General features: G+C 62.5%; 21 protein-coding genes. 12 read left to right on the top strand and 9 right to left on the bottom strand.

From position 1 onward, the window contains the following. The first annotated feature begins 42 nt into the window (after positions 1-42). Positions 43-318 carry a polyhydroxyalkanoic acid system family protein gene (locus QMG46_RS14050; protein WP_281848451.1) on the top strand — a complete coding sequence of 92 codons (276 nt, stop codon included), beginning with the start codon at positions 43-45 and terminating at the stop codon, positions 316-318. Positions 319-401: 83 nt separating this feature from the next. Then, positions 402-620, top strand: coding sequence for a translation initiation factor IF-1 (infA, locus tag QMG46_RS14045; RefSeq protein WP_019466733.1), 219 nt, complete (start codon positions 402-404; stop codon positions 618-620). A 195-nt stretch (positions 621-815) separates the two neighbouring features. On the opposite strand, the gene clpA is transcribed toward infA, so the two are convergent. Then, entirely contained in the window at positions 816-3,086 is a 2,271-nt protein-coding gene (clpA, locus tag QMG46_RS14040; protein WP_281848449.1) for an ATP-dependent Clp protease ATP-binding subunit ClpA, read from the bottom strand. Positions 3,087-3,147: 61 nt separating this feature from the next. Then, complete coding sequence (gene clpS / locus QMG46_RS14035; protein ID WP_281848448.1) at positions 3,148-3,474, bottom strand: ATP-dependent Clp protease adapter ClpS; 327 nt, start codon at positions 3,472-3,474, stop codon at positions 3,148-3,150. Positions 3,475-3,615: 141 nt separating this feature from the next. On the opposite strand from clpS, the gene QMG46_RS14030 reads away from it, so the two are divergent. The 3 genes from QMG46_RS14030 to hflD are packed head-to-tail and all read left to right on the top strand — an operon-like array spanning position 3,616 to position 5,877. After that, complete coding sequence (locus tag QMG46_RS14030) at positions 3,616-4,107, top strand: NUDIX hydrolase (protein WP_281848447.1); 492 nt, start codon at positions 3,616-3,618, stop codon at positions 4,105-4,107. Then, the gene (gene mnmA, locus QMG46_RS14025) at positions 4,104-5,240 is read left to right on the top strand and encodes a tRNA 2-thiouridine(34) synthase MnmA (RefSeq protein WP_281848446.1); all 1,137 of its coding nucleotides are present in this window, start codon (positions 4,104-4,106) and stop codon (positions 5,238-5,240) included. The genes QMG46_RS14030 and mnmA overlap by 4 nt, the downstream gene beginning before the upstream one ends. A 10-nt stretch (positions 5,241-5,250) precedes the next feature. Continuing rightward, positions 5,251-5,877, top strand: coding sequence for a high frequency lysogenization protein HflD (hflD, locus tag QMG46_RS14020; RefSeq protein ID WP_281848445.1), 627 nt, complete (start codon positions 5,251-5,253; stop codon positions 5,875-5,877). A 219-nt stretch (positions 5,878-6,096) separates the two neighbouring features. Here the strand turns inward: hflD and QMG46_RS14015 are convergent, their stop codons facing one another. Both QMG46_RS14015 and acnB read right to left on the bottom strand, forming a co-directional pair. Next, complete coding sequence (locus tag QMG46_RS14015; RefSeq protein WP_281848444.1) at positions 6,097-7,011, bottom strand: LysR family transcriptional regulator; 915 nt, start codon at positions 7,009-7,011, stop codon at positions 6,097-6,099. 89 nt (positions 7,012-7,100) lie between these two features. After that, on the bottom strand, positions 7,101-9,692 hold the full coding sequence (gene acnB, locus QMG46_RS14010; RefSeq protein ID WP_281852897.1) for a bifunctional aconitate hydratase 2/2-methylisocitrate dehydratase: 2,592 nt from the start codon (positions 9,690-9,692) through the stop codon (positions 7,101-7,103). A 387-nt stretch (positions 9,693-10,079) separates the two neighbouring features. Here acnB and acnA point away from each other — a divergent pair, with 387 nt between their 5' ends. Next, positions 10,080-12,830 (top strand): aconitate hydratase AcnA, encoded by a 2,751-nt coding sequence (gene acnA, locus QMG46_RS14005; RefSeq protein WP_281848443.1) that lies wholly within the window; start codon positions 10,080-10,082, stop codon positions 12,828-12,830. An 87-nt stretch (positions 12,831-12,917) separates the two neighbouring features. Here the strand turns inward: acnA and QMG46_RS14000 are convergent, their stop codons facing one another. Further along, the gene (locus QMG46_RS14000) at positions 12,918-13,358 is read right to left on the bottom strand and encodes a hypothetical protein (RefSeq protein WP_281848442.1); all 441 of its coding nucleotides are present in this window, start codon (positions 13,356-13,358) and stop codon (positions 12,918-12,920) included. A gap of 124 nt (positions 13,359-13,482) precedes the next feature. On the opposite strand from QMG46_RS14000, the gene QMG46_RS13995 reads away from it, so the two are divergent. After that, positions 13,483-15,165: an AMP-binding protein gene (locus QMG46_RS13995; RefSeq protein WP_281848441.1), complete on the top strand. Its 1,683-nt coding sequence runs from the start codon at positions 13,483-13,485 to the stop codon at positions 15,163-15,165. Positions 15,166-15,230: 65 nt separating this feature from the next. Here the strand turns inward: QMG46_RS13995 and QMG46_RS13990 are convergent, their stop codons facing one another. Further along, positions 15,231-15,539, bottom strand: coding sequence for a PilZ domain-containing protein (locus QMG46_RS13990; RefSeq protein WP_281852896.1), 309 nt, complete (start codon positions 15,537-15,539; stop codon positions 15,231-15,233). Positions 15,540-16,426: 887 nt separating this feature from the next. Here QMG46_RS13990 and QMG46_RS13985 point away from each other — a divergent pair. From QMG46_RS13985 to arsC, 4 genes are read left to right on the top strand one after another with little or no spacing between them, the layout of a single operon-like run. Beyond that, positions 16,427-17,338, top strand: coding sequence for a segregation and condensation protein A (locus QMG46_RS13985; protein ID WP_281848440.1), 912 nt, complete (start codon positions 16,427-16,429; stop codon positions 17,336-17,338). A 25-nt stretch (positions 17,339-17,363) separates the two neighbouring features. After that, positions 17,364-18,323 (top strand): SMC-Scp complex subunit ScpB, encoded by a 960-nt coding sequence (gene scpB / locus QMG46_RS13980; protein WP_281852895.1) that lies wholly within the window; start codon positions 17,364-17,366, stop codon positions 18,321-18,323. Next, the gene (locus QMG46_RS13975) at positions 18,320-19,822 is read left to right on the top strand and encodes a pseudouridine synthase (RefSeq protein WP_281848439.1); all 1,503 of its coding nucleotides are present in this window, start codon (positions 18,320-18,322) and stop codon (positions 19,820-19,822) included. The genes scpB and QMG46_RS13975 overlap by 4 nt, the downstream gene beginning before the upstream one ends. Positions 19,823-19,833: 11 nt before the next feature. Further along, positions 19,834-20,187 (top strand): arsenate reductase (glutaredoxin), encoded by a 354-nt coding sequence (gene arsC / locus QMG46_RS13970; RefSeq protein ID WP_281848437.1) that lies wholly within the window; start codon positions 19,834-19,836, stop codon positions 20,185-20,187. A 395-nt stretch (positions 20,188-20,582) separates the two neighbouring features. On the opposite strand, the gene QMG46_RS13965 is transcribed toward arsC, so the two are convergent. After that, positions 20,583-21,182 (bottom strand): NUDIX domain-containing protein, encoded by a 600-nt coding sequence (locus tag QMG46_RS13965; RefSeq protein WP_281848436.1) that lies wholly within the window; start codon positions 21,180-21,182, stop codon positions 20,583-20,585. A gap of 76 nt (positions 21,183-21,258) precedes the next feature. Between QMG46_RS13965 and QMG46_RS13960 the strand changes: the two genes are divergently transcribed. After that, the gene (locus tag QMG46_RS13960; protein ID WP_281848435.1) at positions 21,259-22,014 is read left to right on the top strand and encodes a DeoR/GlpR family DNA-binding transcription regulator; all 756 of its coding nucleotides are present in this window, start codon (positions 21,259-21,261) and stop codon (positions 22,012-22,014) included. A 21-nt stretch (positions 22,015-22,035) separates the two neighbouring features. Here QMG46_RS13960 and QMG46_RS13955 read toward each other — a convergent pair whose 3' ends face one another. After that, positions 22,036-22,836 carry an amidohydrolase gene (locus tag QMG46_RS13955; RefSeq protein ID WP_281848434.1) on the bottom strand — a complete coding sequence of 267 codons (801 nt, stop codon included), beginning with the start codon at positions 22,834-22,836 and terminating at the stop codon, positions 22,036-22,038. Beyond that, a complete protein-coding gene (locus QMG46_RS13950) occupies positions 22,824-23,969 on the bottom strand; it encodes a pyridoxal phosphate-dependent aminotransferase (RefSeq protein WP_281848432.1) in 1,146 nt (381 codons plus the stop codon). The genes QMG46_RS13955 and QMG46_RS13950 overlap by 13 nt, the downstream gene beginning before the upstream one ends. Positions 23,970-24,018 lie beyond the last annotated feature (49 nt).

Raw genomic sequence — 24,018 nt, 5'->3', positions numbered from 1 at the left:
TATGCTTGAAGCTATGGTTTGAACCGCCTTCACGGAGAAGTTATGCCCAAGATCGACATCCGCAAGCCACATCAGCTGTCTGTGGCCGAAGCCCGCGCCGTGGTCGAGCAGGTCGCCACGAAGATGCGCGAGAAGTTCGGGATGGACGGTCAGTGGCAGGGCGACACCTTCAGTTTCAGCCGCCCCGGGGTAGACGGGTCGATCGCGGTGGAAAGCGACGCCATCCAGGTCCGGGCGGACCTCGGGATGATGCTGGCGCCGCTCAAGGGGATGGTCGAACAGGAGATCCGACGCAAGCTGGATGAACACTTCGCTTGATGATTCTTTAACCATGACCGAATCCGTGGCATAATCGATGGCTTACGCGGCCACAAGGGCCGTGCCATCAATCACCGGAACGCATGGCAAAAGACGACGTCATCGAAATGGAAGGGACGGTCCAAGAGACCTTGCCCAATACCATGTTCCGCGTGCAACTGGAAAACGGGCACGTCATAACCGCTCATATTTCTGGCCGCATGCGCAAGCATTACATCCGCATCCTCACCGGCGACAAGGTGAAGGTGGAGATGACCCCGTACGACCTGACCAAGGGCCGTATCACCTACCGCATGAAGTAATCGCGGGCTTTTAGCCGGCGTGAGAAAGGCCGCACCTTCGGGTTGCGGCCTTTTTGCGTTGGTTTGGAGCGGGGAACGGGGAACGGTAAGAGCCAAGTGGCCGCGCCCTCCCCATTCCCTGTCCCCCGCTCCAAAAAAGAAAAGCCGCGCACGAGGCGCGGCCTTTCAGGTTGCCCTGCGGGGGCTTACAACACTTTATGACACCGTGGCCGGCACCTGCTCGGCCGCCTCGGTGCTGACCTTCAGCTCGCCGTCGACCACGCTCAGGAGCACCTTGCCGCCATCGGCCAGTTTGCCGAACAACAGCTCGTCGGCCAGCATGCGCTTGACCTTTTCCTGGATGACGCGGGCCATCGGGCGGGCACCCATCTGCGGGTCGAAGCCATGCTCGGCCAGCCAGCGACGGGCGTCAGCATCGACGTCCAGGGACACGTGCTTCTCGCTCAGCTGCGACTCCAGCTCGATCAGGAACTTGTCCACGACACGCAGGATGTGCTCGAAGTCCAATGCATTGAACTGGATGATCGCGTCCAGACGGTTGCGGAACTCCGGCGTAAAGCTGCGGCGGATCACTTCCATCGCATCCATCGAGTGGTTCTGCTTGACGAAGCCGATGCCGCGACGCGACGCCTGCTGCGCACCGGCATTGGTGGTCATCACCACGATCACGTTCTTGAAGTTCGCTTCGCGACCGTTGGTGTCGGTCAGCACGCCGCGATCCATCACCTGCAACAGGATGTTGAACACATCCGGATGCGCCTTTTCGATCTCGTCCAGCAGCAGCACGGCATGCGGATGCTTGGTCACCGCCTCGGTCAGCAAGCCGCCCTGGTCGAAACCGACATAGCCCGGAGGGGCGCCGACCAGACGCGACACCGAATGCGCCTCCATGTACTCGGACATGTCGAAGCGGATCATCTCGATGCCCAGCTGCATCGCCAGCTGCTTGGTGACCTCGGTCTTGCCTACGCCGGTCGGGCCGGCCAGCAGGAAGCTGCCGATAGGCTTGGACGGATCGGCCAGACCCGAACGGGCCATCTTGATCGACGCGGCCAGGGCTTCGATCGCCGCATCCTGACCGAACACCACCATCTTGAGGTTGCGTTCGAGGTTGCGCAGCACGTCACGATCGGACGCCGAGACCTGCTTGGCCGGGATACGCGCCATCTTGGCGATGATGTACTCGACTTCCGGTACGTCGACCTTGTTGGTTCGCTGGTCTTCCGGCAGCAAGCGCTGATGGGCCCCAGCCTCGTCGATCACGTCGATGGCCTTGTCCGGCAGCAGACGGTCGGGAATGTGCTTGACCGACAGATCCACCGCGGCCTTCAGCGCCTCGTTGGTATAGGTCACGTTGTGGTGTTCTTCGAAGCGCGAACGCAGCCCCTTCAAGATCTCGATGCTGTCGGCCACGGTCGGCTCGACCACGTCGATCTTCTGGAAGCGGCGGGCCAGCGCGCGGTCCTTCTCGAAAATGCCGCGGAATTCCTGGAACGTGGTCGACCCGATGCAACGCAGCTCGCCGGAGGCCAGCATCGGCTTGATCAGGTTGGAGGCGTCCATGGTGCCGCCCGACGCCGAACCCGCACCGATAATGGTGTGGATTTCGTCAATGAACAGGATCGAACCCGGCTGCTTCTTCAGCTGCCCGATCACCGCTTTGAGGCGCTTTTCGAAGTCGCCGCGATATTTGGTGCCGGCGACCAGTGCGCCCAGGTCGAGCGACCAGATGGTGGCGTCTTCGAGCACTTCGGGCACTTCGCCGTCGACGATGCGCTTGGCCAGACCTTCGGCCAATGCCGTCTTGCCCACGCCGGCTTCACCGACATAGAGCGGGTTGTTCTTGCGACGGCGGCAGAGCACCTGGATGGTCCGCTCGATCTCGTCGGCACGGCCGATCAGGGGATCGATCTTGCCTTCCAGGGCGAGCTCGTTGAGGTTCGAGGCGTATTCGGCCAGCGGGTTGCCCTTCGGCTCGCCGCCCTCTTCAACCTCGCGCTCGGCACCCGGGATCTGCGACGAGGACTCGTCGCCGATCTTGGCGATGCCGTGGGAAATGTAATTGACCACGTCCAGGCGGGTGATCTCCTGCTGATGCAGGAAATAGACCGCATGGGAGTCCTTTTCGCCGAAAATCGCCACCAGCACGTTGGCGCCGGTGACCTCTTTACGGCCCGAGGACTGAACGTGATAGACCGCCCGTTGCAGCACACGCTGGAAACCCAGGGTGGGCTGGGTATCGCGCTCGTCGCCGTGCGGCAGTACCGGCACGGTCTCGGCGATGATCTTTTCAAGCTCGGCGGTGAGCCTTGGCAAGTCGGCACCGCAGGCGCGCAAGGCGCCCAACGCTGCCTGGTTTTCAGTAAGCGCAAGTAGCAGGTGCTCCACGGTCATGAACTCGTGGCGCTGTTCACGGGCCTGTTTGTAGCACTGGCCGATGGTGACTTCGAGATCCTTGCTAAACATCCGGACCCTCTCCATTAAATGGCTGCGGCCCAACGCCGCGATGGCTACAACATGGGGGCGATCAAAGTTTTTCCATAGTGCACAACAACGGATGTTGATGAGCACGTGAATACTCGTTTACCTGAGTTACCTTCGTTTCAGCCACCTCCCTGGTAAACACCCCGCAAACGCCCTTGCCCCGAGTATGCACATGTAGCATCACCTGCACAGCCCGCTCTTGGTCTAAATTGAAAAAACTGCGTAAGACCTCCACAACAAAATCCATCGGTGTGAAGTCATCGTTCAGTAGCACGACCTGAAATAGGGGCGGCCGGGCCACCTCCGGTTTGGAGGTCTCCAGCGCCAGCCCGTGGCCATTGCCTTGTTCGTGTTCGGGTTCGTGGGCCATGTGTCATCGATAATGGAGCTTGGAAAGAAGTATAACTCCGGCGCACCGAGCCACCTGAAGGCCCTCGCCGGCATTGCCGTCTTAGGTAATGGCACAATATCGACTTTTCCAGCCCCGACCGGGCCATTCGTTGATCCCCACATGACCGATTCCCCGCTTTTTTCTTCGACGGTCTGGCACCCGCATGTCACCGTGGCCTGCGTGGTGGCCGACGGCGACCGCTATCTGATGGTCGAAGAGAAGGTCGCCGGCCGCCTGGTCTATAACCAGCCGGCTGGCCATCTGGACCAGGGCGAGAGCCTGGTCAGCGCCGCCGTGCGCGAGACGCTGGAGGAAACCGGCTGGGACGTCGAACTGGAGCATTTCATCGGCGTCCAGCAATGGGTCAGCCCGGAACACGGCGACGACGTGCTGCGTTTCAGCTTTGCCGCCCGCGCCGTCAAGCACCATCCGGACCGTCCGCTGGACAAGGACATCGAACGCGCGCTGTGGATGACCCGTCAGGAGATCGCCGAGCTTGGCGACCGCCTGCGCACCTCGATGGTGCTGGCGAGCATCGATGCCTGGCTGTCCGGCCAGCGTCTTCCCTTGCAGGTCTTGCATAGCCAGCTGCCCGGCGATCCTTACCCATGAAAGTCATGCTGGGCATTTCCGGCGGGGTCGACTCGTCCGTCGCGGCGCTGCTGCTGCAACAGGCCGGCCATGCGGTCGAAGGCCTGTTCATGCAGAACTGGGAAGAGGACGACCGCGACGGCCCCTGCACCACCGATGCCGATCGCAAGGACGCCGTGGCGGTTTGCGGTCGCCTGGGCATTCCGTTCCATGCGCGCAATTTCAGCAGCCAGTACTGGGACGGCGTGTTCGAGCACTTCCTGGCCGAATACCGCGCCGGGCGCACGCCGAACCCGGATGTGCTGTGCAACCGCGAGATCAAGTTCAAGACGTTTCTGGACGAGGCGCGCGCCCTGGGCGCGGACAAGATCGCGACCGGCCACTATGCGCGCGTCGATGAGCGCGACGGCCAGTTCCGGCTGTTGCGTGCGGTCGATGCGTCCAAGGACCAGACCTATTTCCTGCATGCGCTGGGACAGGCGCAGCTGGCCGCCACGCTGTTTCCGATCGGCGAGATCGAAAAATCGCAGGTCCGGGTAATGGCGCAGCAAGCCACGCTGCCGACCCACGCGAAGAAGGATTCGACCGGGATCTGCTTTATCGGCGAGCGCGATTTTCGTGAGTTCCTGAGCCAGTACATTCCAGCCCGTCCTGGCCAGATGCGCACGCCCGAAGGCGCGCTGATCGGCGAGCATCAAGGCGTGATGTATTACACGCTGGGCCAGCGCAATGGCCTGGGCATCGGTGGCCGCCATGGCGCCAGTGGCGAGGCCTGGTATGTCGTGGGCAAGGATGTCGCCGCCAATGTGCTGTATGTCGCCCAGGGCGGCGAAAATCACTGGCTGCACTCCCGCCGCCTGACTACCGAAACACCCACCTGGGTCGCCGGCGCAGCGCCCGCGACACGTTTTCGCTGTACCGCCAAGACGCGCTACCGTCAGCACGATCAGGCCTGCACCGTGCACCTGCATGGCGATGGGCTGCTGGTCGAATTCGACGAGCCGCAGCGCGCCGTCACGCCCGGACAATCGGTGGTGTTCTATGACAGCGACGTCTGCCTGGGCGGTGCCGTCATCGCCACGACCGATGCGCCTTATGGCGGCTGGTCGGAATCACCCTCCCTTTCTTTTATCGATGAGTCACTCCGTGTTTGAAGCTTTTGCCATGAACGAAGAGCGCGTGCTCGCACTCGCCGGCCTGTTCCAGGCCGCCACGCTGGCCCAGCAGTTGGCCAACGACGGACGCTGCGACGAAAGCGCGCTGGAGTCGAGTCTGGCGAGCGTGTTTCGCATCGATTCGCCCTCGGTCGTGGGCGTCTATGGCGGCGTGGGCGGCGTACGCCTGGGCCTGCGCAGTCTGATCAGCCAGCTGGACGAAACCGGGCGCGACATGGCGGTCACCCGCATGGCGGTGACCGTGATGCGGCTCGAACGCAGTCTCTCGCGCAATAACACCCTGTTGTCGACCTTGCAGAAGGGCATCGTGCAAGCACAGCGTCAGGTCGAGCACTTCGGCCAGGGCTCGCCACAGGTATTCGGCCGCCTGGCCGAGGTCTACAGCTCCACGCTGTCCACGCTCAAGCCGCGTGTGATGGTCACGGGCAACCCGCAGCAGCTGCAGCAGGCCAATGTGGTCGAACGTGTTCGCGCCAGTCTGCTTGCCGCGGTGCGTTCGGCGGTGTTGTGGCGGCAGGTCGGTGGACGGCAGTGGCAGCTGGTGGTGTATCGGCGGCAGTGCAGCATGCTGGCGCGCGGGTTGTTGACGGGGGCGACGCTCGATAGCGGTCGTTGAAAACGCGGAAAGCCTGCGGGATTTCGTAGAAGCGACGCCCGGGAATCTCGAAAGCCCTCCCTAACCGTCATCCCGGCGCAGGCCGGGATCCAGTGGCTTCGGTTTCCGATTTTCGCGATAGAGCGGATGCTTGTTGGCTCTCGCGATAACCGATCACAAGGCCACTGGGTCCCGGCCTGCGCCGGGATGACGAAGATAAAAACTGAGGTTCGTTGCGGCTCAGGCGTCGATCAATTTCAGCCCAGGCCGCTGTTTGGCCAGCTTGCGCAGCAACTCCGCAAACGACTGCAGATCGCTATGCCACGGCGACGCCTCGCGCCAATAAAGCGCGATTTCACGCCCCTGCGTCGGGTCCTTTATCTTGGCCAAAGCCACGTTCGGCATCGATGCCAGGCGCTCATGCGCCAAGGCCGGCACCAGTGCATAGCCACCGCGCAGACCGACCAGCGCCGCAAGGCTTTCAAGGCTGACATCCTGCACATGCCCACTGCCGTTGACGCCCGGCAAGCCATCGGCGTGGCTTTCGCTCATCAGCGTGGCGTCGCCGGCATCGAGCTGCTCAAGATCGATACTGCGCTTGCCGGCTAACGGATGGTCGTCGCGGAACATCAACTCCCAGGGTTCAAAAAACAGCGAGCGCATCGCGATGCCGCTGGGCACGGTGGCCGGCGGTGCCAGCACGGCATCGAGCTCGCCTTCGTGCAGCCGGCGCAACAGACCGCGCGGCTTGCCTTCGGAAAGGCTCAGGCGCGCACCGGGAAAATGTTGCGGGAACGGCGCAATCAGATGCGGCAGCAGATACGGCCCCAACGTCGCCAGTACGCCCAGACGCAACTCGCCACCGAAGGCCACTTCGCCCGCCTTGGCCGCTTGCTGCAGATGTTCGGCCGCCACCAGCAAGGCGTCGATCTGTTCCAGTAGCCGATGCCCGCTGGCCGTCGGCACTACCCGTCGCCCGCCACGTTCGAACAGCGGCGTGCCCAGCGCCTGCTCCACTTTCTGCACCTGATGCGACAGCCCCGATGGGCTGATATGCATCGCACGCGCGGCGCTATTGAAGCTGCCATGGCGGCGCACGGCCTGGACCAGGGTGAGGTCGCGCAGCGAAACGACGGCGAGATGGGAGGAGATCATCCGCCTAGGATAGTTGAGAGTGGGGAGAAGTGAGAAAAGAAAAGCCCGGCCGAAGCCGGGCTTTGCAGACGCTCAACTCACCACGGCTCTCAAGCCGTAACGGTATCCGCCACCTGCTTGAAGTCTTCGATCTGATCGAAGTTCATGTACTGGTAGATCTTGTCGCCATTGGCGTTGATCACGCCGATGTCGGCCATGTACTCCTGCTTGGTCGGGATGCGACCCAGACGCGAGCAGATCGCCGCCAGTTCGGCCGAACCCAGGTAGACATTGGAGTTCTTGCCCAGGCGGTTGGGGAAGTTGCGGGTCGAGGTGGAGAACACGGTCGCGCCCTCACGTACCTGCGCCTGGTTGCCCATGCACAGCGAGCAGCCCGGCATTTCCATGCGCGCGCCGGCGGTGCCGAGCACACCATAATGGCCTTCCTCGGTCAGCTGCTTCTGGTCCATCTTGGTCGGCGGGGCGACCCAGAGCTTGGTCGGGATATCGCGCTTGCCTTCCAGCAGCTTCGACGCTGCACGGAAATGACCGATATTGGTCATGCACGAGCCGATGAACACTTCATCGATCGAAGCGCCAGCGACATCGGACAGCGTCTTGACGTCATCTGGATCGTTCGGGCACGCCACGATCGGCTCGTGTACGTCGGCCAGGTCGATCTCGATGACAGCGGCGTATTCGGCGTCGGCATCGCGTTCTAGCAATTGGGGATTGGCCAGCCATGCTTCCATCGCCTTGATGCGGCGATGCAGGCTGCGCGCGTCCTGGTAGCCCTGGGCGATCATGTACTTGAGCAAGGTGATGTTCGAGTTCAAGTACTCGATGATCGGCGCTTTGTTCAAATGCACGGTGCAACCGGCCGCCGAACGCTCGGCCGAGGCGTCGGACAGCTCGAACGCCTGCTCCACCTTCAGATCCGGCAGACCTTCGATTTCCAGGATGCGGCCGGAGAAGATGTTCTTCTTGCCCTGCTTGGCGACGGTGAGCAGGTCCTGCTTGATCGCGTAGAGCGGGATCGCATTGACCAGGTCACGCAACGTCACGCCCGGCTGCAGTTCGCCCTTGAAGCGCACCAGCACCGACTCGGGCATGTCCAGCGGCATCACGCCGGTGGCCGCCGCGAAGGCGACTAGGCCGGAGCCTGCCGGGAACGAGATGCCGATCGGGAAACGGGTGTGGCTGTCGCCGCCGGTGCCGACGGTGTCGGGCAGCAGCATGCGGTTCAACCAGGAGTGGATCACGCCATCGCCCGGACGCAGGCTGATGCCGCCGCGGGTGGAGATGAAGGCGGGCAGCTCGTGATGCGTCTTGACGTCGACCGGCTTCGGATAAGCGGCCGTGTGGCAGAACGACTGCATGACCAGGTCGGCCGAGAAACCCAGGCAGGCCAGGTCCTTCAGCTCGTCGCGGGTCATCGGGCCGGTGGTGTCCTGCGAACCGACCGAGGTCATCTTCGGCTCGCAATAGGTACCCGGACGCACGCCCTGGCCGTCCGGCAGGCCGCAGGCGCGGCCGACCATCTTCTGCGCCAGGGTGTAGCCCTTGCCGGTATCGGCCGGGTTCTGCGGCAGGCGGAACAGGTCCGACGCCGGCAGGCCCAGCGCTTCGCGCGCCTTGGCGGTCAGGCCGCGGCCGATGATCAACGGAATGCGGCCACCGGCGCGCACTTCGTCGAACAGCACATCGGACTTGACCTGGAACTCGGCGATCACTTCACCGTTCTTGAGCGCCTTGCCTTCGTACGGGCGCAGCTCGACCACGTCGCCCATCTCCATCTGGGAGACGTCGAGTTCGATCGGCAGCGCGCCGGCGTCTTCCATCGTGTTGTAGAAGATCGGCGCGATCTTCGAACCCAGGCACACGCCACCGAAGCGCTTGTTCGGAATGAACGGAATGTCCTCGCCGGTCCACCACAGCACCGAGTTGGTCGCCGACTTGCGGCTCGAACCGGTACCGACCACGTCACCGACATAGGCGACCAGATGGCCGTTGTTCTTGAGATCGAGAATCTGCTGGATCGGACCGCGCTTACCATCTTCTTCGGGCTGGAACGGCGCGCCGTCGCGCTTGTTCTTGAGCATCGCCAGCGCGTGCATCGGAATGTCCGGACGCGTGGTGGCATCGGGGGCCGGCGACAGGTCGTCGGTGTTGGTCTCGCCCGGCACCTTGAACACGGTGATCGTCATGCTCTCGGGCACGGCGGGGCGGCTGGTAAACCATTCGGCATCGGCCCAGCTCTGCAGCACGGCCTTGGCATTCGCGTTGCCCTTGTCAGCCTTGTCCTTGACGTCATGGAAGGCGTCGAACATCAGCAGGGTCTTCTTCAGCGCCTCGCCGGCAATGGGGCCGACCTGCGCGTCATCGAGCAGTTCGATCAGCGGATGGATGTTGTAGCCGCCAAGCATGGTGCCCAGCAGCACGGTGGCCTTCTCGCGGCTGATCAGCGCGCACTTTTCCGTGCCGAACGCCACGGCGGCCAGGTAGGACGCCTTGACCTTGGCGGCATCGTCCACGCCGGCCGGCACGCGGTTGGCGATCAGGTCGACCAGGAAAGTCTCTTCGCCAGCCGGCGGGTTCTTCAGCAGCTCGATCAGCTCGGCAGTCTGCTGGGCCGACAACGGCAGCGCGGGGATACCCAGTGCGGCGCGTTCGGCGACATGTTGGCGGTAGGCGTTGAGCATAGTGTCCAGGTCCATGAAGTTGCGATTGGCGTAGCCTCGGCTGCGTCGCGCTACGTGAGCGCGGCGACCCGAAGACCGGCTGGCGCGGCAGGGAAAGCGTGTTGCCATGCCGCTTTTGGAGGGCTTGCAGCCGCCTATTTTGCCAGTCGGGCCATGGCTGCCGCAACGCAAGACAACGCTTCCGGCTGCGTTCGAAATCTTGCAATGGGATCGGCATCCTCCGTCGCTTGCGCGTAACCTCAATGGCCCCACACTGAGCGGGTGCCGGAAGCCACGGGAGCGTTTTTTACAATTCCGCTCACGCCTATTGTTTTAGGATTGTCCAGTTCGCACCCCGTGCGCTCCGAAGATTTCGCACCAGGCCGCTTTGCAAAGGAGTAACGCCCCATGCTGGATTCATTCGCCACCCGCGACACGCTTAATGTCAACGGCAGCTCGTATCAGATCGCCAGCCTGACCAAACTTGGTCAACGTTTCGACCTCAAGCACCTCCCCTACTCGCTCAAGATCCTGTTGGAAAACCTGTTGCGCCACGAAGACGGCGTCAACGTCACCTCGAAGGAAATCGAGGCGATCGCCAACTGGGACGCCAAGGCCGAGCCCGATACCGAGATCGCCTTCATGCCCGCCCGCGTGGTGCTGCAGGATTTCACCGGCGTGCCTTGCGTGGTCGATCTGGCCGCGATGCGCGATGCGGTGGTCAAGCTCGGTGGCGACGCCACCCAGATCAATCCGCTGGCACCGGCCGAACTGGTGATCGATCACTCGGTCCAGGTCGATGCGTTCGGCTCCGAGTCGGCGCTGGAAAAGAACGTCGAGATCGAATTCGAGCGCAACCAGGAGCGTTACTCGTTCCTGCGCTGGGGGCAGAAGGCCTTCAATAATTTCAAGGTGGTGCCGCCGCGCACCGGCATCGTGCACCAGGTGAACCTGGAGCATCTTGCTCGCGTGGTGTTCACCGCGGACAAGGACGGCCAGAGCTGGGCCTATCCCGATACGGTGTTCGGCACCGACAGCCACACGACCATGATCAACGGGATCGGCGTGCTCGGCTGGGGCGTCGGCGGCATCGAAGCCGAAGCGGCCATGCTCGGCCAGCCCTCTTCCATGCTGATTCCGCAAGTGGTCGGTTTCAAGCTGACCGGCAAGCTCAGCGAGGGCGTCACCGCCACCGACCTGGTGCTGACCGTGACGCAGATGCTGCGCAAGCTCGGCGTGGTGGGCAAGTTCGTCGAGTTCTTCGGCGATGGCCTCAAGCACTTGCCGCTGGCCGACCGTGCCACCATCGCCAACATGGCGCCGGAATACGGTGCGACCTGCGGCATCTTCCCGGTCGACCAGGAAGCGCTGAATTACATGCGCCTGTCCGGCCGCACCGAAGCGCACATCACGCTGGTCGAAAGCTATGCCAAGGCGCAGGGCCTGTGGCACGACGAAAACGCGCACGAGCCGCGCTTCACCACCACGCTGGAACTCAACCTGGCCGAAGTGAAGCCGTCACTCGCCGGCCCGAAGCGCCCACAGGATCGTGTGCTGCTCGAAGGCGTCAAGCAGAGCTTCCACGATGCCGTCGGGCCGCTCACCGCCAACCGCAAGCCGCGCAATGGCGACGCTTCGCGCTATGCCGGCGAAGGCGGCGCGAGCGCGATCGGCAACGAAGCCAATGCCATCGGCGAAGGCTCGGTCGCGGTCACGCGCAACAACCAGAGCTTCGATCTGAAGGACGGCTCGGTGGTGATCGCCGCGATCACGTCCTGCACCAACACCTCCAACCCGGCGGTGATGCTCGGCGCCGGCCTGCTTGCCAAGAAAGCCGCCGCCAAGGGCCTGACCGCCAAGCCGTGGGTCAAGACCTCGATCGGCCCGGGTTCGCTGGTGGTCACCGATTACCTGGAAAAAACCGGCCTGCTCAAGGAGCTGGAAAAGATCGGCTTCTACATCGTCGGCTACGGCTGCACCACCTGCATCGGCAACTCCGGCCCGCTGCCGCCGGAAATCAGCCAGGGCATCGGCGAAGGTGACCTGGCCGTGGCGTCGGTGCTCTCGGGCAACCGCAACTTCGAAGGCCGCGTGCATCCGGAAGTGAAGATGAACTATCTCGCTTCGCCGCCGCTGGTGGTTGCCTATGCCTTGGCGGGCACGCTCGATATCGATCTGACCAAGGACGCGCTGGGCACCGGTAGCGATGGCAAACCGGTTTTCCTGAAAGACATCTGGCCGTCGAACAAGGAAATCTCCGACACCATCGCCGGTGCGATCAATCCGCAGATGTTCGAAAAGAACTATGCCGACGTGTTCAAGGGCGATACGCGCTGGAACCATATCGCCTCACCGGACGGCTCGGTCTATCAGTGGGACGACTCGACCTACATCAAGAATCCGCCCTACTTCGACGGCATGAGCAAGGAGCCGGGCACGATCGAGGACATCCACGGCGCGCGCGTACTGGGCGTGTTCGGCGACTCGATCACCACCGACCACATTTCGCCGGCCGGCTCGATCAAGAAGGACAGCCCGGCGGGCCGCTTCCTGATCTCCAAGGGCGTGGAGCCGAAGGACTTCAACTCCTACGGTTCGCGTCGCGGCAACGACGACGTGATGGTGCGCGGCACGTTCGCCAACATCCGCATCAAGAACCTGATGCTTGACGGTGTCGAAGGCGGCTACACGCTCTACGTCCCGAACGGCGAGCAGTTGGCCATCTACGACGCGGCGATGAAGTACAAGGCCGACAAGACGCCGCTGGTGGTCCTGGCCGGCAAGGAATACGGCACCGGCTCGTCGCGCGACTGGGCGGCCAAGGGCACGTTGCTATTGGGCGTCAAGGCCGTGATCGCCGAGAGCTTCGAGCGCATCCATCGCTCCAACCTGGTCGGCATGGGCGTGCTGCCCTGCCAGTTCCAGGACGGCGAGAACGCGCAGTCGCTGGGCCTGACCGGCAAGGAAACCTTTGACATCGTCGGCCTGGACGGCGGCGAATCGAAGACCGCCAAGGTCACCGCCACTGCCGCCGATGGCAGCACCAAGAGCTTCACCGTGAAGGTGCTGCTGTTGACGCCGAAGGAACGCGAGTTCTTCCGTCACGGCGGGATTCTGCAGTATGTGTTGCGGCAGTTGGCCAGCAAGAAGGCCGCCTGAGATTGAAAAGAAACCGCCGAAAGGCGGTTTCTTTTTTGCTCGTCATTCCGGCGCAGGCCGGAATGACGAGTAGGAAGGGAGTTCGCGTTATTGCGACCACGTCGCCGTAAAACAGGCCCACATTTTCCCTTCCCTTCGCCAGCCACTCTCGACCTGATAAACCCCCATCTGCGCCGGCAGCAACTTGCCACCGCTGGTCAGGGTGACCGAAAACTTGGCAACGTACCGCTCACCACGCTGCTCGACATCGATCGGCCCGATCAGGGCATGGATCGTCTCGCCACGAAATTTCGCAGCACGGAGCAAGCCGGACAGCTCACGCTTGTCCGTCTGGCCACCGTTCCCATCGAAATCGTCGCTGAGCACATCGGCCAGCGCCGAGGCATCGGCCTGTTCGGCGGCCTTGCCGGCCGCGGCAATCGCCTGCCGGATACGCTCTTCGTCGGGTGTGCGATGGCAGCCCGCCAGGGCACCGGCCAGGGCGAGCAGCACCAGCGAAAACAAGGCGATGCGAAAGCGTTTGGTCATGCTCTATCCTCGTTGCAGCGCGGCTTGCTGCATACGCAAGCGTATGCTCCAATGCCGCGGCCGTATACCGCTAATGCACGATGCTGACCATCGGCGGATCGAAACTGGGAGCTTGGGATAAAACATGAGCAATGAGCGTCCGTGGCTGAAGCATTATCCGGATGGTGTACCCGCAGAAATCGACATCAACCAGTACCCATCGGTTGTCGCGGTGCTGGAAGAAGCCTTCGAACGTTTTCGTGAGCGCCCGGCCTTCGCCAGTTTTGGCAAGAAGCTCAGCTACGGCCAGATCGATGCGATGAGCAAGCAGTTCGCCGGTTATCTCACCGGTGAGCTCAAGCTGGTCAAGGGCGATCGCATCGCGATCATGATGCCCAACGTGCTGCAATATCCGATCGCCCTGTTCGGCGCGTTGCGCGCCGGGCTGATCGTGGTCAATACCAACCCGATGTACACCGCGCGCGAGCTGAAGCATCAGCTGGAAGATTCCGGCGCGAAAGCCATCGTGGTGTTGGACAATTTCGCCGCAACCTTGCAGCAGGTCGTGGCAGAGACCGGGGTCAAGCACATCGTTACCACCGGCATCGGCGATCTGCTCGGCCTCAAGGGCGTGCTGGTCAACTTTGTCGTCAAGAACGTCAAGAAGCTGGTACCGGCCTTCAGCCTGCCGCAGGCGGTGCGCTTCAAGGACGCCTTGTCGCGTGGCGCGGCCCACACGGTGAAGACGCCCGATATCGGTCACGACGACATCGCCTTCCTGCAGTACACCGGCGGCACCACCGGTGTGGCCAAGGGTGCGATGCTCACGCACGGCAATATGGTCGCCAACATGCTGCAGGCCGGTTCGTGGATCGGCACCAATCTGCGACCGGGCCAGGAAGTGGTGATTACGGCGTTGCCGCTGTATCACATCTTTTCGCTGACCGCGAACGGCCTGGTGTTCATGCGCCTTGGTGGCCTGAGCTGGCTGATTACCAATCCGCGCGACATGCCTGCCTTCGTCAAGGAGCTCAAGGCATCGGGTTTTACCGCATTGACCGGCGTCAATACGCTGTTCAATGGCCTGCTCAATACGGCGGGCTTTGCCGAGCTCGATTTCTCGCGCCTGCACCTGAGCCTGGGTGGCGGCATGGCCGTGCAGCGCGCGGTGGCCGAACGCTGGAAAAAGGTGACCGGCTGCACCCTGGTCGAGGCCTACGGCCTGACCGAAACCTCGCCGGCGGCATGTATCAACCCGCTCGACCTGAAGGAGTACAACGGCTCCATCGGCCTGCCGGTGTCCTCCACCGATGCGGCAATCTGGTCCGAAGACAACCAGCCGCTTGGCGTGGGCGAAGTGGGTGAGCTGATGATCCACGGCCCGCAGGTGATGAAGGGTTACTGGCAGCGTCCGGACGAAACCATCAAGGTGCTCGGCAGCGACGGTTGGCTGCACACTGGCGACATCGCCAAGATGGACGAGAACGGCTACTTCTATATCGTCGATCGCAAGAAGGACATGATCCTGGTGTCCGGCTTCAACGTGTACCCGAACGAAGTCGAAGACGCCGTCATGCAGCACCCTGGCGTGGCCGAAGTGGCCGCCATCGGCATGCCCGACGAGCATTCCGGCGAAGTGGTGAAGATTTTCGTGGTGCGCAAGGACCCGAACCTTACCGTCGAGGAGCTCAAGCAGTTCTGCAAGGAGAACCTCACCGGTTATAAGCGCCCCAAGGTGATCGAGTTCCGCGACGCGCTGCCCAAGAGCAATGTAGGCAAGATTCTGCGGCGTGAACTACGCGATGAGAAGAAGCCGGCTGCGGCCTGAGTGCTCTCCAAGCCCATAAAAAAAAGCCCGCTTGATGCGGGCTTTTTTTGTGTTGAAAGCCGAGCCTACTCGTCCTTCCACATCTCCAAAATATCCGCATAGCCGCCCAGCAGATTCCACAGAGGCACCTGCTTGTCTTCGGGAATGTGGGTATAGGCAAAGCCGATGTGGCGGCTCGATACGCGCGCGACGATGGCCTCCAGGTGGATATGCAGGTCATGGCCGAAGATCATGTCCAGCACCCAGCTCTGGCCGGCCTCGCCTTTCCAGCCCAGGGGGCGGCGTAACAGAACGCCGGTGGCCGAGATGTCCACCAGATCGGTGGGCTGCGATTGATCGCCGCGGCTCATCAGCACTGTGGTCTCGATGCGCATGCGCGCCGGCCTCAGCTGCTCCGAATCGCTTCCTTTGCTGGTTTGGTCGTCTTTCGTCACGCGCCTTCTCCCCGCCGCCTGCTCGCCGGTTCGTCCAAGGGCACCCCGCCGCTCGAACCCCGTTTCTTTGGCGACCACTTACCACCGCAAAGCAAGCCGTATGCCATGTCACCTATTTGTATCATTTCAAGGTCGTTTTAGGCATTTGTAGACGCGACTTTATCGCCGCTATCGCTCGAATATGTGCGGTTTGACAGCTATTGCGACCATGCGCGGGCGATTTGTCGCATAGCATCATGACCGAACCGCGCCATGCGCCGACACGATGGGTCACATGCTGCCCCACTACCGAATAGGCGGCACTGCGCTGATAACCCCAGGCGCCTCAGTGCTGAATATCCCGCCCTTAATCCAGGGGCGATACTGGACTTGTCGTCTCACTGCCATTACTCTGTCAGCCACGCAAGGGTTCTTAGATTGCCGCACAAGCCGGTCCAAACCGGTTGCCACGGCTCAAGCCCCATGCACTCAGCAGACCGCCAAACCATCAGTGACGCCAGGCTCGTCACCTCATGGCTTGCGTCGTCGTACCGGTTAACTGGCCGAACGATGGTGCCGTGGTGGTCGCTCAGCACGGCCCGCCTGACCGAAATCGCCGCAGAGCGGTTTCATCAAGCGAGATACCGGGATGACGATGGCGCGCGTGGCGCCGCAGCTGAACGCCAACGATTATTTAGCTTCAGGGTCATCGGGTCGCCGCCTGACAATCGGCATCCTGACGGGGACATTCGTTAAGCGCACGCCGGGACTTACCGGCCGGACAGAACGGTTCCTAATGTGTTGAAAGCATTACCTGCCGCCCACACGCGGCCCAACGACATGTATTGATGAGCACCGAGCCCGAAGCGGTCGTAGCACCGCAGGACGCTTTCGCGTCGGTACCGCAACAACAGGAAATGCCGCTGGCCATCGTGCGCGGCGAGCCGATGTTGCAGATGCCGCAGGATCTGTACATTCCGCCGGATGCGCTCGAAGTCATCCTGGAGGCGTTCGAGGGCCCGCTGGATCTGCTGCTTTATCTGATCCGCCGGCAAAACCTGGACATTCTGGATATTCCCGTCGCCGAGATTACCCGGCAGTACATGGAATACATCGAGTTGATGCGCGATGTCATGCGCCTGGAGCTGGCGGCCGAATACCTGCTGATGGCCGCGATCCTGGCCGAGATCAAGTCGAGGCTACTGTTGCCCCGGCCGCCCTCTGAAGAAGGCATCGAGGAAGACCCGCGTGCCGAGCTGGTACGTCGTTTGCAGGAGTACGAGCGGTTCAAGCGTGCTGCCGAAGATATCGATGCCCTGCCCCGGCTGGAGCGCGACACGGTAGTGGTCCAGGCCGACGTCGGCGAGCGCAACGTGATCAAGTTGCCGCCACCGTTGGACCTCAAGGAGCTTTTGCTGGCACTCAAGGATGTGATGCACCGTGCCGAATTGTTCGGTCATCACGCAATCAAACGCGAGGCGCTCAGCGTTCGCCAGCGTATGGGCGAGTTGCTGGGCCGCTTGAATGACAGTCAGTTCCACCGCTTTGAAACCCTGTTCGATGTCAGCGAAGGGCGGTTGGGCGTGGTGGTGACCTTCCTGGCCATGCTGGAACTGGCCAAGGAAATGTTGGTGGAGATCGTGCAGGAAGAACCGCTGGCAGCGATTTACGTCAAGGCAAAGGTGGCGATGGCAGAGGAACCGGCGGAAGCGGAAGAAACCGCCCCCGATGACGACCTCGCCGCGTCAGCCTACGAATAATGCATCCGCATCCGACCTGAAGGCCATGCAGATCGAGCAATTGAAACCCATTATCGAGGCCGCGTTGTTGGCCGCCTCCCAACCGATGACCGTCGTCCAGTTGAACGAGCTGTTCAACGAAGATGAGGAAGTCGGTCGCGAGGATATCGCCAAGGCGCTCGAAGCCCTGGCCGCCGACTGCGAAGGCCGCGGCGTACAACTATTGGAAGTCGCCTCCGGCTTTCGATACCAGGTACGCCAGGACGTGCATCCGTGGATTTCGCGGATGTGGACGGAAAAACCCAGCCGCTATTCGCGCGCACTGCTGGAGACGCTGGCCTTGATTGCCTATCGCCAGCCCATTACCCGCCCGGAAATCGAACAGATCCGCGGCGTGGTGGTGTCGTCCAATATCGTCAAGACACTGGAAGAGCGCGAATGGATCCGCGTGGTGGGCTACCGCGACGTGCCCGGCAAGCCGGCCCTGTTCGGCACCACCCGCCTGTTCCTGGACTACTTCAATCTGAAATCGCTGGACGAGCTGCCGCCGCTGTCGGAAATCCGCGATATGGAAGACCCGCAGATGCGGATCGACCAGAATCCGCTGCCGCCGCGCGTGATCAAGGATCTTCCGATCGATCCGGACGCGGAGCTGGAGCACGGCACGGACGACGAGCTCGCCGAGAACCAGGCGCAAGCCGAAGCCGAAGCGCAGGATAAGGCTGCGGAAAGCCACACGCCGGACAATCACGTCGCCGATCCGGATGCATCGGTCGACGAGACCGATAACGACGAAGCCGAAACTTTCCACGTTTCGCCGCCCGCATCCGAACACATCGCGCAGGACGTCACCGAACCTGCCGCCGAACACGCTTCCGACGACGCCTTGTCGGTGGAAGAACCCGATACGGCTGCGAGCACCGCCAAGAGCGATGACGCAGCAAATACCGCGGACGCCGAACACGGCGACGCCGACGAGCAAGATACCGAGGAGTACCGCGCATGAATGCGCCGCAGAAATCCGTACTGACCCTGAAACGCGAACCGCGTAACGAAAACGTCCCACCGCTGGAAGAGCGCCTGCACAAGGTGCTGGCCAACGCGGGCCTGGGCTCGCGCCGCATGCTGGAGCAACGCATCCAGGCCGGCGAAGTCGAGGTGAACGGCGCGGCAGCCGGCATCGGCGCCAGCGTTCACGCCGGCGATCGCGTGACCATCGACAGCAAGCAATTCGTGGTCGCCACCGACAATCGCGACGAGACCGAAGTGCTGGTCTACCACAAGCCCGAAGGCGTGGTGACCACTCGCGAAGATCCCGAAGGCCGTCCCACCGTGTTCGAACAGCTGCCGCGACTGAAGGGCGCGCGCTGGGTCGCCGTGGGGCGCCTGGATATCAACACGACCGGCCTGCTCCTGCTCACCACCGATGGCGATCTCGCCAACGCGCTGATGCATCCCAAGAGTGGCCTGGAGCGCGAATACCTTTGCCGCGTGCACGGTGAAGTGCCCGATGAAGTCATCGAAAAACTCAAAGCCGGCATCGAACTCGAAGACGGCCCGGCCCGTTTCGACGAAATCGCCATCATCAGCCGCGGCGGCAGCCATAGCTGGTTCCGCGTGGTCATCCGCGAAGGCCGCAACCGCGAAGTGCGTCGCTTGTGGGACTCGCAGGGTTTCCTGGTCAGCCGACTGAAGCGTATCCGTTACGGCAACGTCGATCTGCCGCGCGCATTGCGCCGTGGCGATTGCGAAACGCTGAGCGAAGAAATCGTCAAGGACTTGCGCAAGGTGACCGGTCTGGGCGCACCGCAACCGGTGCTGACCCTGAGCCCGGTGCTACACCAGCGCCGCGCCAATCGCAATGTCACCGAATATCGCCCCGAGCGCGGCACCGGCAACGCATACGCCGGCGGTTACGCGGACGAAGCGCGCGAACTGCGTGCCTTCGATCGCATCCGCGACGAACCCACGCGTGGCAAGCCGCGCCGCAGCCCGGGCAAGGAAGTGAACGGCAATGTGGCTCGCCCCGATCGCGGTGCCAATCCGGGCCGTCGCAAGCCCGGTGGCAAGCGTGGCGTGGCGCCCGGGCAGGAGCTGCCTTCAGTGCGCACGTGGTTTGCCGGCGACAGCCGCGAAGGCGGCGGCGCAGCGCGCGGCCCCGGCCGTGGCTACGGCGGCGGTGCTGCCGGTGGTGGCGCGGGCCAAGGCCAGCGTCGCGGCCCCGGCAAACCGGCTGGCGCGCGTAGCGGCAATCCGTACGGCGGCTTCGGCGGCGGCGGTCAGGGCCAAGGCCAGGGCGGCAATCGTGGCGGCCAGGGCGGTCGTCCCGGTCAAGGCGGCGGCAACCGTTCGCAAGGCTCCGGCGGCGGTCGTCCGCAGGGTTCCGGTGGTGGTCGCCCGCAAGGGGGCGGCGGTCGTCCGCAAGGCCAGGGTGGCGGTAATCGTCGTCCCGGCGGCGGCGGTGGCAACCGTAGCGGCGGCGGCAACCGCGGCGGCAATCGCTGATCGCATCGCCGATGGCTACTGCCGCACGCATCTACCACAACGCGCGCTGTTCCAAGTCGCGCGCCACGCTGGCGCTGCTGCAGGAACGTGGCTGCACGTGTGAAGTCGTCAACTATCTGGAAACGCCGCCCAGCGTGGCCGAGCTGACGCAACTGCTCGATCAGCTCGGCATGACACCGCGTGAATTGATCCGCAGCAACGAGCCGGATTATCGCGAACTGGGTCTGGACGAACCGACGCTTGGCGACGATGCGCTCATCGCTGCCATGGCGGCGCATCCAATTCTTATCGAGCGGCCCATCGTGGTTGTCGATGGCAAGGCGGCAATTGGCCGTCCACCCGAGTCGGTGCTCAACCTGCTCTAGACTATGGCGGTTCACGGGCACGATCCTTGGCGCCTGAACAAGCGAAGGCCACCGTTATCTCGAGCGGCGGCCTCCGCCCTCCCCCTGTCCATGGCCATCGCCCTTTGGAGCCTCCCTGCGGTTGCGGGACAGGCCGGGACAATGGATGACGCCATGGCCCAAGCCGTACCGCTCATCGCATCGATCTGGGGACGCCGCCAGCGACCAACCGATGACGATATAGCGAAACGACACGCGGGGCGCTGTCCATGCGCAAGGCGTCTGCCTGCCACGCGTTGCATCCTAGGCCAGCGACATCGCGACCGATATTCCACGGCCGATCTATATCCGAGGTCGGAGGGGTTTTCCTACACCTTTATGCCGGTGGTTCGCTGCGCGCAAAGACGCTGACTAACTCAACGTTCCAGTGCAGCCGTAAATATATTCAACTGTGCGTACTGCAATAGCATGATCGTCTTCGCATCGACGATTTCGCCATGACTCACCATCGCCAACGCATCCTCGAACGGCAACTCCAGCACCTCTATGTCTTCGCCTTCGGACTCGATACCGCCGCCATGGCCAACCTTTGCATCCGCGTCGTACTCGGCCACAAAGAAGTACAGCTTTTCGGTGACCGACCCGGGACTCATAAAGGCCTCGAATACTTTGCTGACTTCGCCCACTCGATAACCGGTCTCCTCTTCGACCTCCGCACGAATACGCTGCTCCGGCGTCGCCTCGTCGAGCAGACCGGCGGGTGCTTCGACGAGCATGCCGTCATGGCCGTTGACGTAAGCGGGAAAACGAAACTGGCGTACCAGGACGACATGGCGTGACCTTGGTTGATACAGCAGGATCACCGCACCATTGCCGCGGTCATAGGTCTCCCGCTGCTGACGCTGCCACTCGCCGTTGGCACGGCGGAAATCAAAGATGGTTTTCTTCAGCAGGTACCAATCATTGGATAGCACCTGGCTTTCCACGACACGGACGCGCTCGACAACTGGCGACATAGGCATACCTGAGACTGGACAGGAGTGGGAAAAGACCTTATCGTGCAGTTTCGTGCAATGTCAATGAATTTCGTGCATGCTCACCAGCCATAGAAAGCAGGCCATCCTCGCCGCGCTCAAGCGCGACGGACAGGTGATCGCCAAGGATTTGAGCGAATCGTTCGCAGTCTCCGAGGACACGATCCGACGCGATCTGCGTGAGCTCGCGGCCGAGGGATTGCTGCAACGCGTGCATGGCGGCGCGTTGCCCGCCTCGCCGGCGATCGGGACTTTTGAGCAGCGGCAACAGATCAGCACCGATGGCAAATCCGCCATTGCACGAAAAGCGGCGAGCATGGTGAGGCCTGGCCAGGTAGTCATCATCGATGGCGGCACGACGTGCGTGCAGATGGCGCGGCACCTGCCTTTGACGTTGAAAGCTACCGTGGTGACTCATAGCCCGAGCGTGGCACTCGAACTGATCGAGCATCCGGATATCGAGGTCATCATGATCGGCGGCCGGTTGTTCAAACACTCCATCGTTGCGATCGGCGCCGCCGCCATCGAGGCCATCGGGCATATCCGCGCCGATACCTACTTCATGGGGGTTACCGGCATCCATCCCAGCGCCGGGCTAAGCACCGGCGACCTGGAAGAGGCCTATATCAAGCGCGCACTTATGGCGCGCGCCGCGGAGACCGTGGTACTCGCATCGGCCGAGAAAATTAACGCCGCGTCACCGTATGTCGTCGCGGAAGCGGCGGCAGTGAGCAGCATGGTTATCGACGCCGGTGCGATCGAATCCTCGATGACACCCTTCGTCCAGCTGGGCATCGGCATCGTGCGCGCATGAGTCAATACGCGCACGACTCGGTCAATCCAGGGAAAGCGTAAAAGCGTCCGCATCCATCCACGCCGGAAAGCGCTCGCGATGGGCAAGCAGAGGCGCCGGATCAAGCGTCACGGTAACGATCTGTTGCTGCGAACCCAATTCGATCAGCGGTTCTCCCACCGGGTCGATCACCGCGCTATCGCCAGCGTACGGCAGCTCATTGCCATCGACACCGACGCGATTCAAACCGATCACATACGAAAGATTTTCGATCGCACGCGCGCGCAGCAAGGTACGCCACGGTTGACGACGCGGCGCCGGCCAGTTGGCGACGAAAATCGACAAGTCGTAATCCATGCCGCCGGTGCTCTGCTCCAGGCGCCGATTGCGCAGCCAAACCGGAAAGCGCAGGTCGTAGCAAACCTGCGGCAGAATCCGCCAGCCTTTCAGCTCGACGATCAACCGCTTGTCGCCACCACCGTAGCGCGTGTGTTCGCCGGCCATGCGGAACAAGTGACGCTTGTCGTATTGCTCGAAACTGCCGTCCGGACGCGCCCAGATCAGGCGGTTGTAGACGGTATCGCCTTCGCGTATCGCCAGGCTGCCGCACAACACCGCATCCACTTCGGCGGCCAGGGCACGCATCCAGGCAACACCCTCGCCCTCCATCGTATCGGCACTGGCACGCGTGTCATTGCTGAAGCCGGAAAGGAACGTTTCGGGCAATACGATCAGGTCGGTCTTGCCGGCCGAACGCACGAGATCGCCGTAGTACGCGCGATTGGCAGGCGCATCGTGCCAGCGCGTAGCACCCTGGATCAGGCTGACGGTCAGAGCTTGCATAGGCGCTCCGCAGCCGCGTCCATGGTCGCGTCGCTCTTGGCAAAGCACAGGCGCACCAGGCGCGTACCCGGCGCCTTCTCATAGAACGGTGTCAGCGGAATCGCCGCCACGCCGGCATGCTTGACCATCCACTCGCAGAACGCGACATCGTCTTCGTCGCGGATCGCCGAGTAGTCGACCAACTGAAAATAACCACCCGACACGTCGAGCAGCTTGAGACGCGACGGCGCGATCAGCGCACGGAAACGGTCGCGTTTCACCTGATAGAACGAGGGCAATTCCAGATAATGCTCTGGCGTGCTTGCCAGGAACTCGGCGAAGGCCTGTTGCGCCGGATGGAAGGTGCAGAACGTCAGGTACTGATGCACCTTGCGGAACTCGGCCGACAGCGCCTTCGGTGCCACGGCATAGCCGAGCTTCCAACCCGTGCAGTGGAACGTCTTGCCGAACGACGACACCACGATGCTGCGCACGGCGAGCTCGGGATGACGCAGCACGCTTTGATGTTCGGCACCGTCATAGACGATATGTTCGTACACCTCGTCGGAGAGCACGACGATGTCGGTGTCGCGCACGATCGCCGCCAATTCATCCAGGTCGGCGCGGGAAAGCACCGCGCCGGAGGGATTGTGCGGGCTGTTGATCAGGATCATGCGCGTCTTGGACGTGACGGCGTCACGCACGCGCTGCCAGTCGATCGAAAACGTCGGCACGGTCAGCGGAATATGCACGGCGCGCGCGCCCTGCAGTTCGATCGCCGGCTCGTAGCTGTCGTAGGCCGGATCGAACACGATCACTTCTTCGTCTTCGCGCACGATCGCGGCGATCGCCGAGAACAGGGCTTCGGTCGCACCGGAGGTGACTGTGACATCGGTATCGGCGTTGATCTTGTGACCGTAGAGACGCTCGGTCTTCAGCGCGATCTGTTCGCGCAGATTGGGCAGGCCGATACCGGGAGCGTATTGATTGCGACCATCGGTCATCGCGCGGGTCACCGCATCGCGCAGCGCTTCAGGCGGTTCGAAATCGGGAAACCCCTGCCCCAGGTTGACGGCCTTGTGTTCCACCGCCAACTGACTCATCACACTGAAAATGGTGGTGCCGACTTTCGGAAGCTTGGTCTGGATATGCATGGGCTCGGGATTGGGAAGTCTGGATGGCTAAATGAGGGCGATGCTAGCA

The organism is Dyella sp. GSA-30 (assembly GCF_027924605.1).
Classification (GTDB): Bacteria; Pseudomonadota; Gammaproteobacteria; order Xanthomonadales; family Rhodanobacteraceae; genus GSA-30.
This window is presented reverse-complemented; position numbering and strand designations above follow the sequence as displayed.

Bases quoted from the DNA above. Each gene is read 5' to 3' on its own strand.
- QMG46_RS14050 (WP_281848451.1), top strand. From the start codon at position 43: ATGCCCAAGATCGACATCCGCAAGCCACATCAGCTGTCTGTGGCCGAA.
- infA (WP_019466733.1), top strand. From the start codon at position 402: ATGGCAAAAGACGACGTCATCGAAATGGAAGGGACGGTCCAAGAGACC.
- clpA (WP_281848449.1), bottom strand. From the start codon at position 3,086: ATGTTTAGCAAGGATCTCGAAGTCACCATCGGCCAGTGCTACAAACAG.
- clpS (WP_281848448.1), bottom strand. From the start codon at position 3,474: ATGGCCCACGAACCCGAACACGAACAAGGCAATGGCCACGGGCTGGCG.
- QMG46_RS14030 (WP_281848447.1), top strand. From the start codon at position 3,616: ATGACCGATTCCCCGCTTTTTTCTTCGACGGTCTGGCACCCGCATGTC.
- mnmA (WP_281848446.1), top strand. From the start codon at position 4,104: ATGAAAGTCATGCTGGGCATTTCCGGCGGGGTCGACTCGTCCGTCGCG.
- hflD (WP_281848445.1), top strand. From the start codon at position 5,251: ATGAACGAAGAGCGCGTGCTCGCACTCGCCGGCCTGTTCCAGGCCGCC.
- QMG46_RS14015 (WP_281848444.1), bottom strand. From the start codon at position 7,011: ATGATCTCCTCCCATCTCGCCGTCGTTTCGCTGCGCGACCTCACCCTG.
- acnB (WP_281852897.1), bottom strand. From the start codon at position 9,692: ATGCTCAACGCCTACCGCCAACATGTCGCCGAACGCGCCGCACTGGGT.
- acnA (WP_281848443.1), top strand. From the start codon at position 10,080: ATGCTGGATTCATTCGCCACCCGCGACACGCTTAATGTCAACGGCAGC.
- QMG46_RS14000 (WP_281848442.1), bottom strand. From the start codon at position 13,358: ATGACCAAACGCTTTCGCATCGCCTTGTTTTCGCTGGTGCTGCTCGCC.
- QMG46_RS13995 (WP_281848441.1), top strand. From the start codon at position 13,483: ATGAGCAATGAGCGTCCGTGGCTGAAGCATTATCCGGATGGTGTACCC.
- QMG46_RS13990 (WP_281852896.1), bottom strand. From the start codon at position 15,539: ATGCGCATCGAGACCACAGTGCTGATGAGCCGCGGCGATCAATCGCAG.
- QMG46_RS13985 (WP_281848440.1), top strand. From the start codon at position 16,427: ATGAGCACCGAGCCCGAAGCGGTCGTAGCACCGCAGGACGCTTTCGCG.
- scpB (WP_281852895.1), top strand. From the start codon at position 17,364: ATGCAGATCGAGCAATTGAAACCCATTATCGAGGCCGCGTTGTTGGCC.
- QMG46_RS13975 (WP_281848439.1), top strand. From the start codon at position 18,320: ATGAATGCGCCGCAGAAATCCGTACTGACCCTGAAACGCGAACCGCGT.
- arsC (WP_281848437.1), top strand. From the start codon at position 19,834: ATGGCTACTGCCGCACGCATCTACCACAACGCGCGCTGTTCCAAGTCG.
- QMG46_RS13965 (WP_281848436.1), bottom strand. From the start codon at position 21,182: ATGTCGCCAGTTGTCGAGCGCGTCCGTGTCGTGGAAAGCCAGGTGCTA.
- QMG46_RS13960 (WP_281848435.1), top strand. From the start codon at position 21,259: ATGCTCACCAGCCATAGAAAGCAGGCCATCCTCGCCGCGCTCAAGCGC.
- QMG46_RS13955 (WP_281848434.1), bottom strand. From the start codon at position 22,836: ATGCAAGCTCTGACCGTCAGCCTGATCCAGGGTGCTACGCGCTGGCAC.
- QMG46_RS13950 (WP_281848432.1), bottom strand. From the start codon at position 23,969: ATGCATATCCAGACCAAGCTTCCGAAAGTCGGCACCACCATTTTCAGT.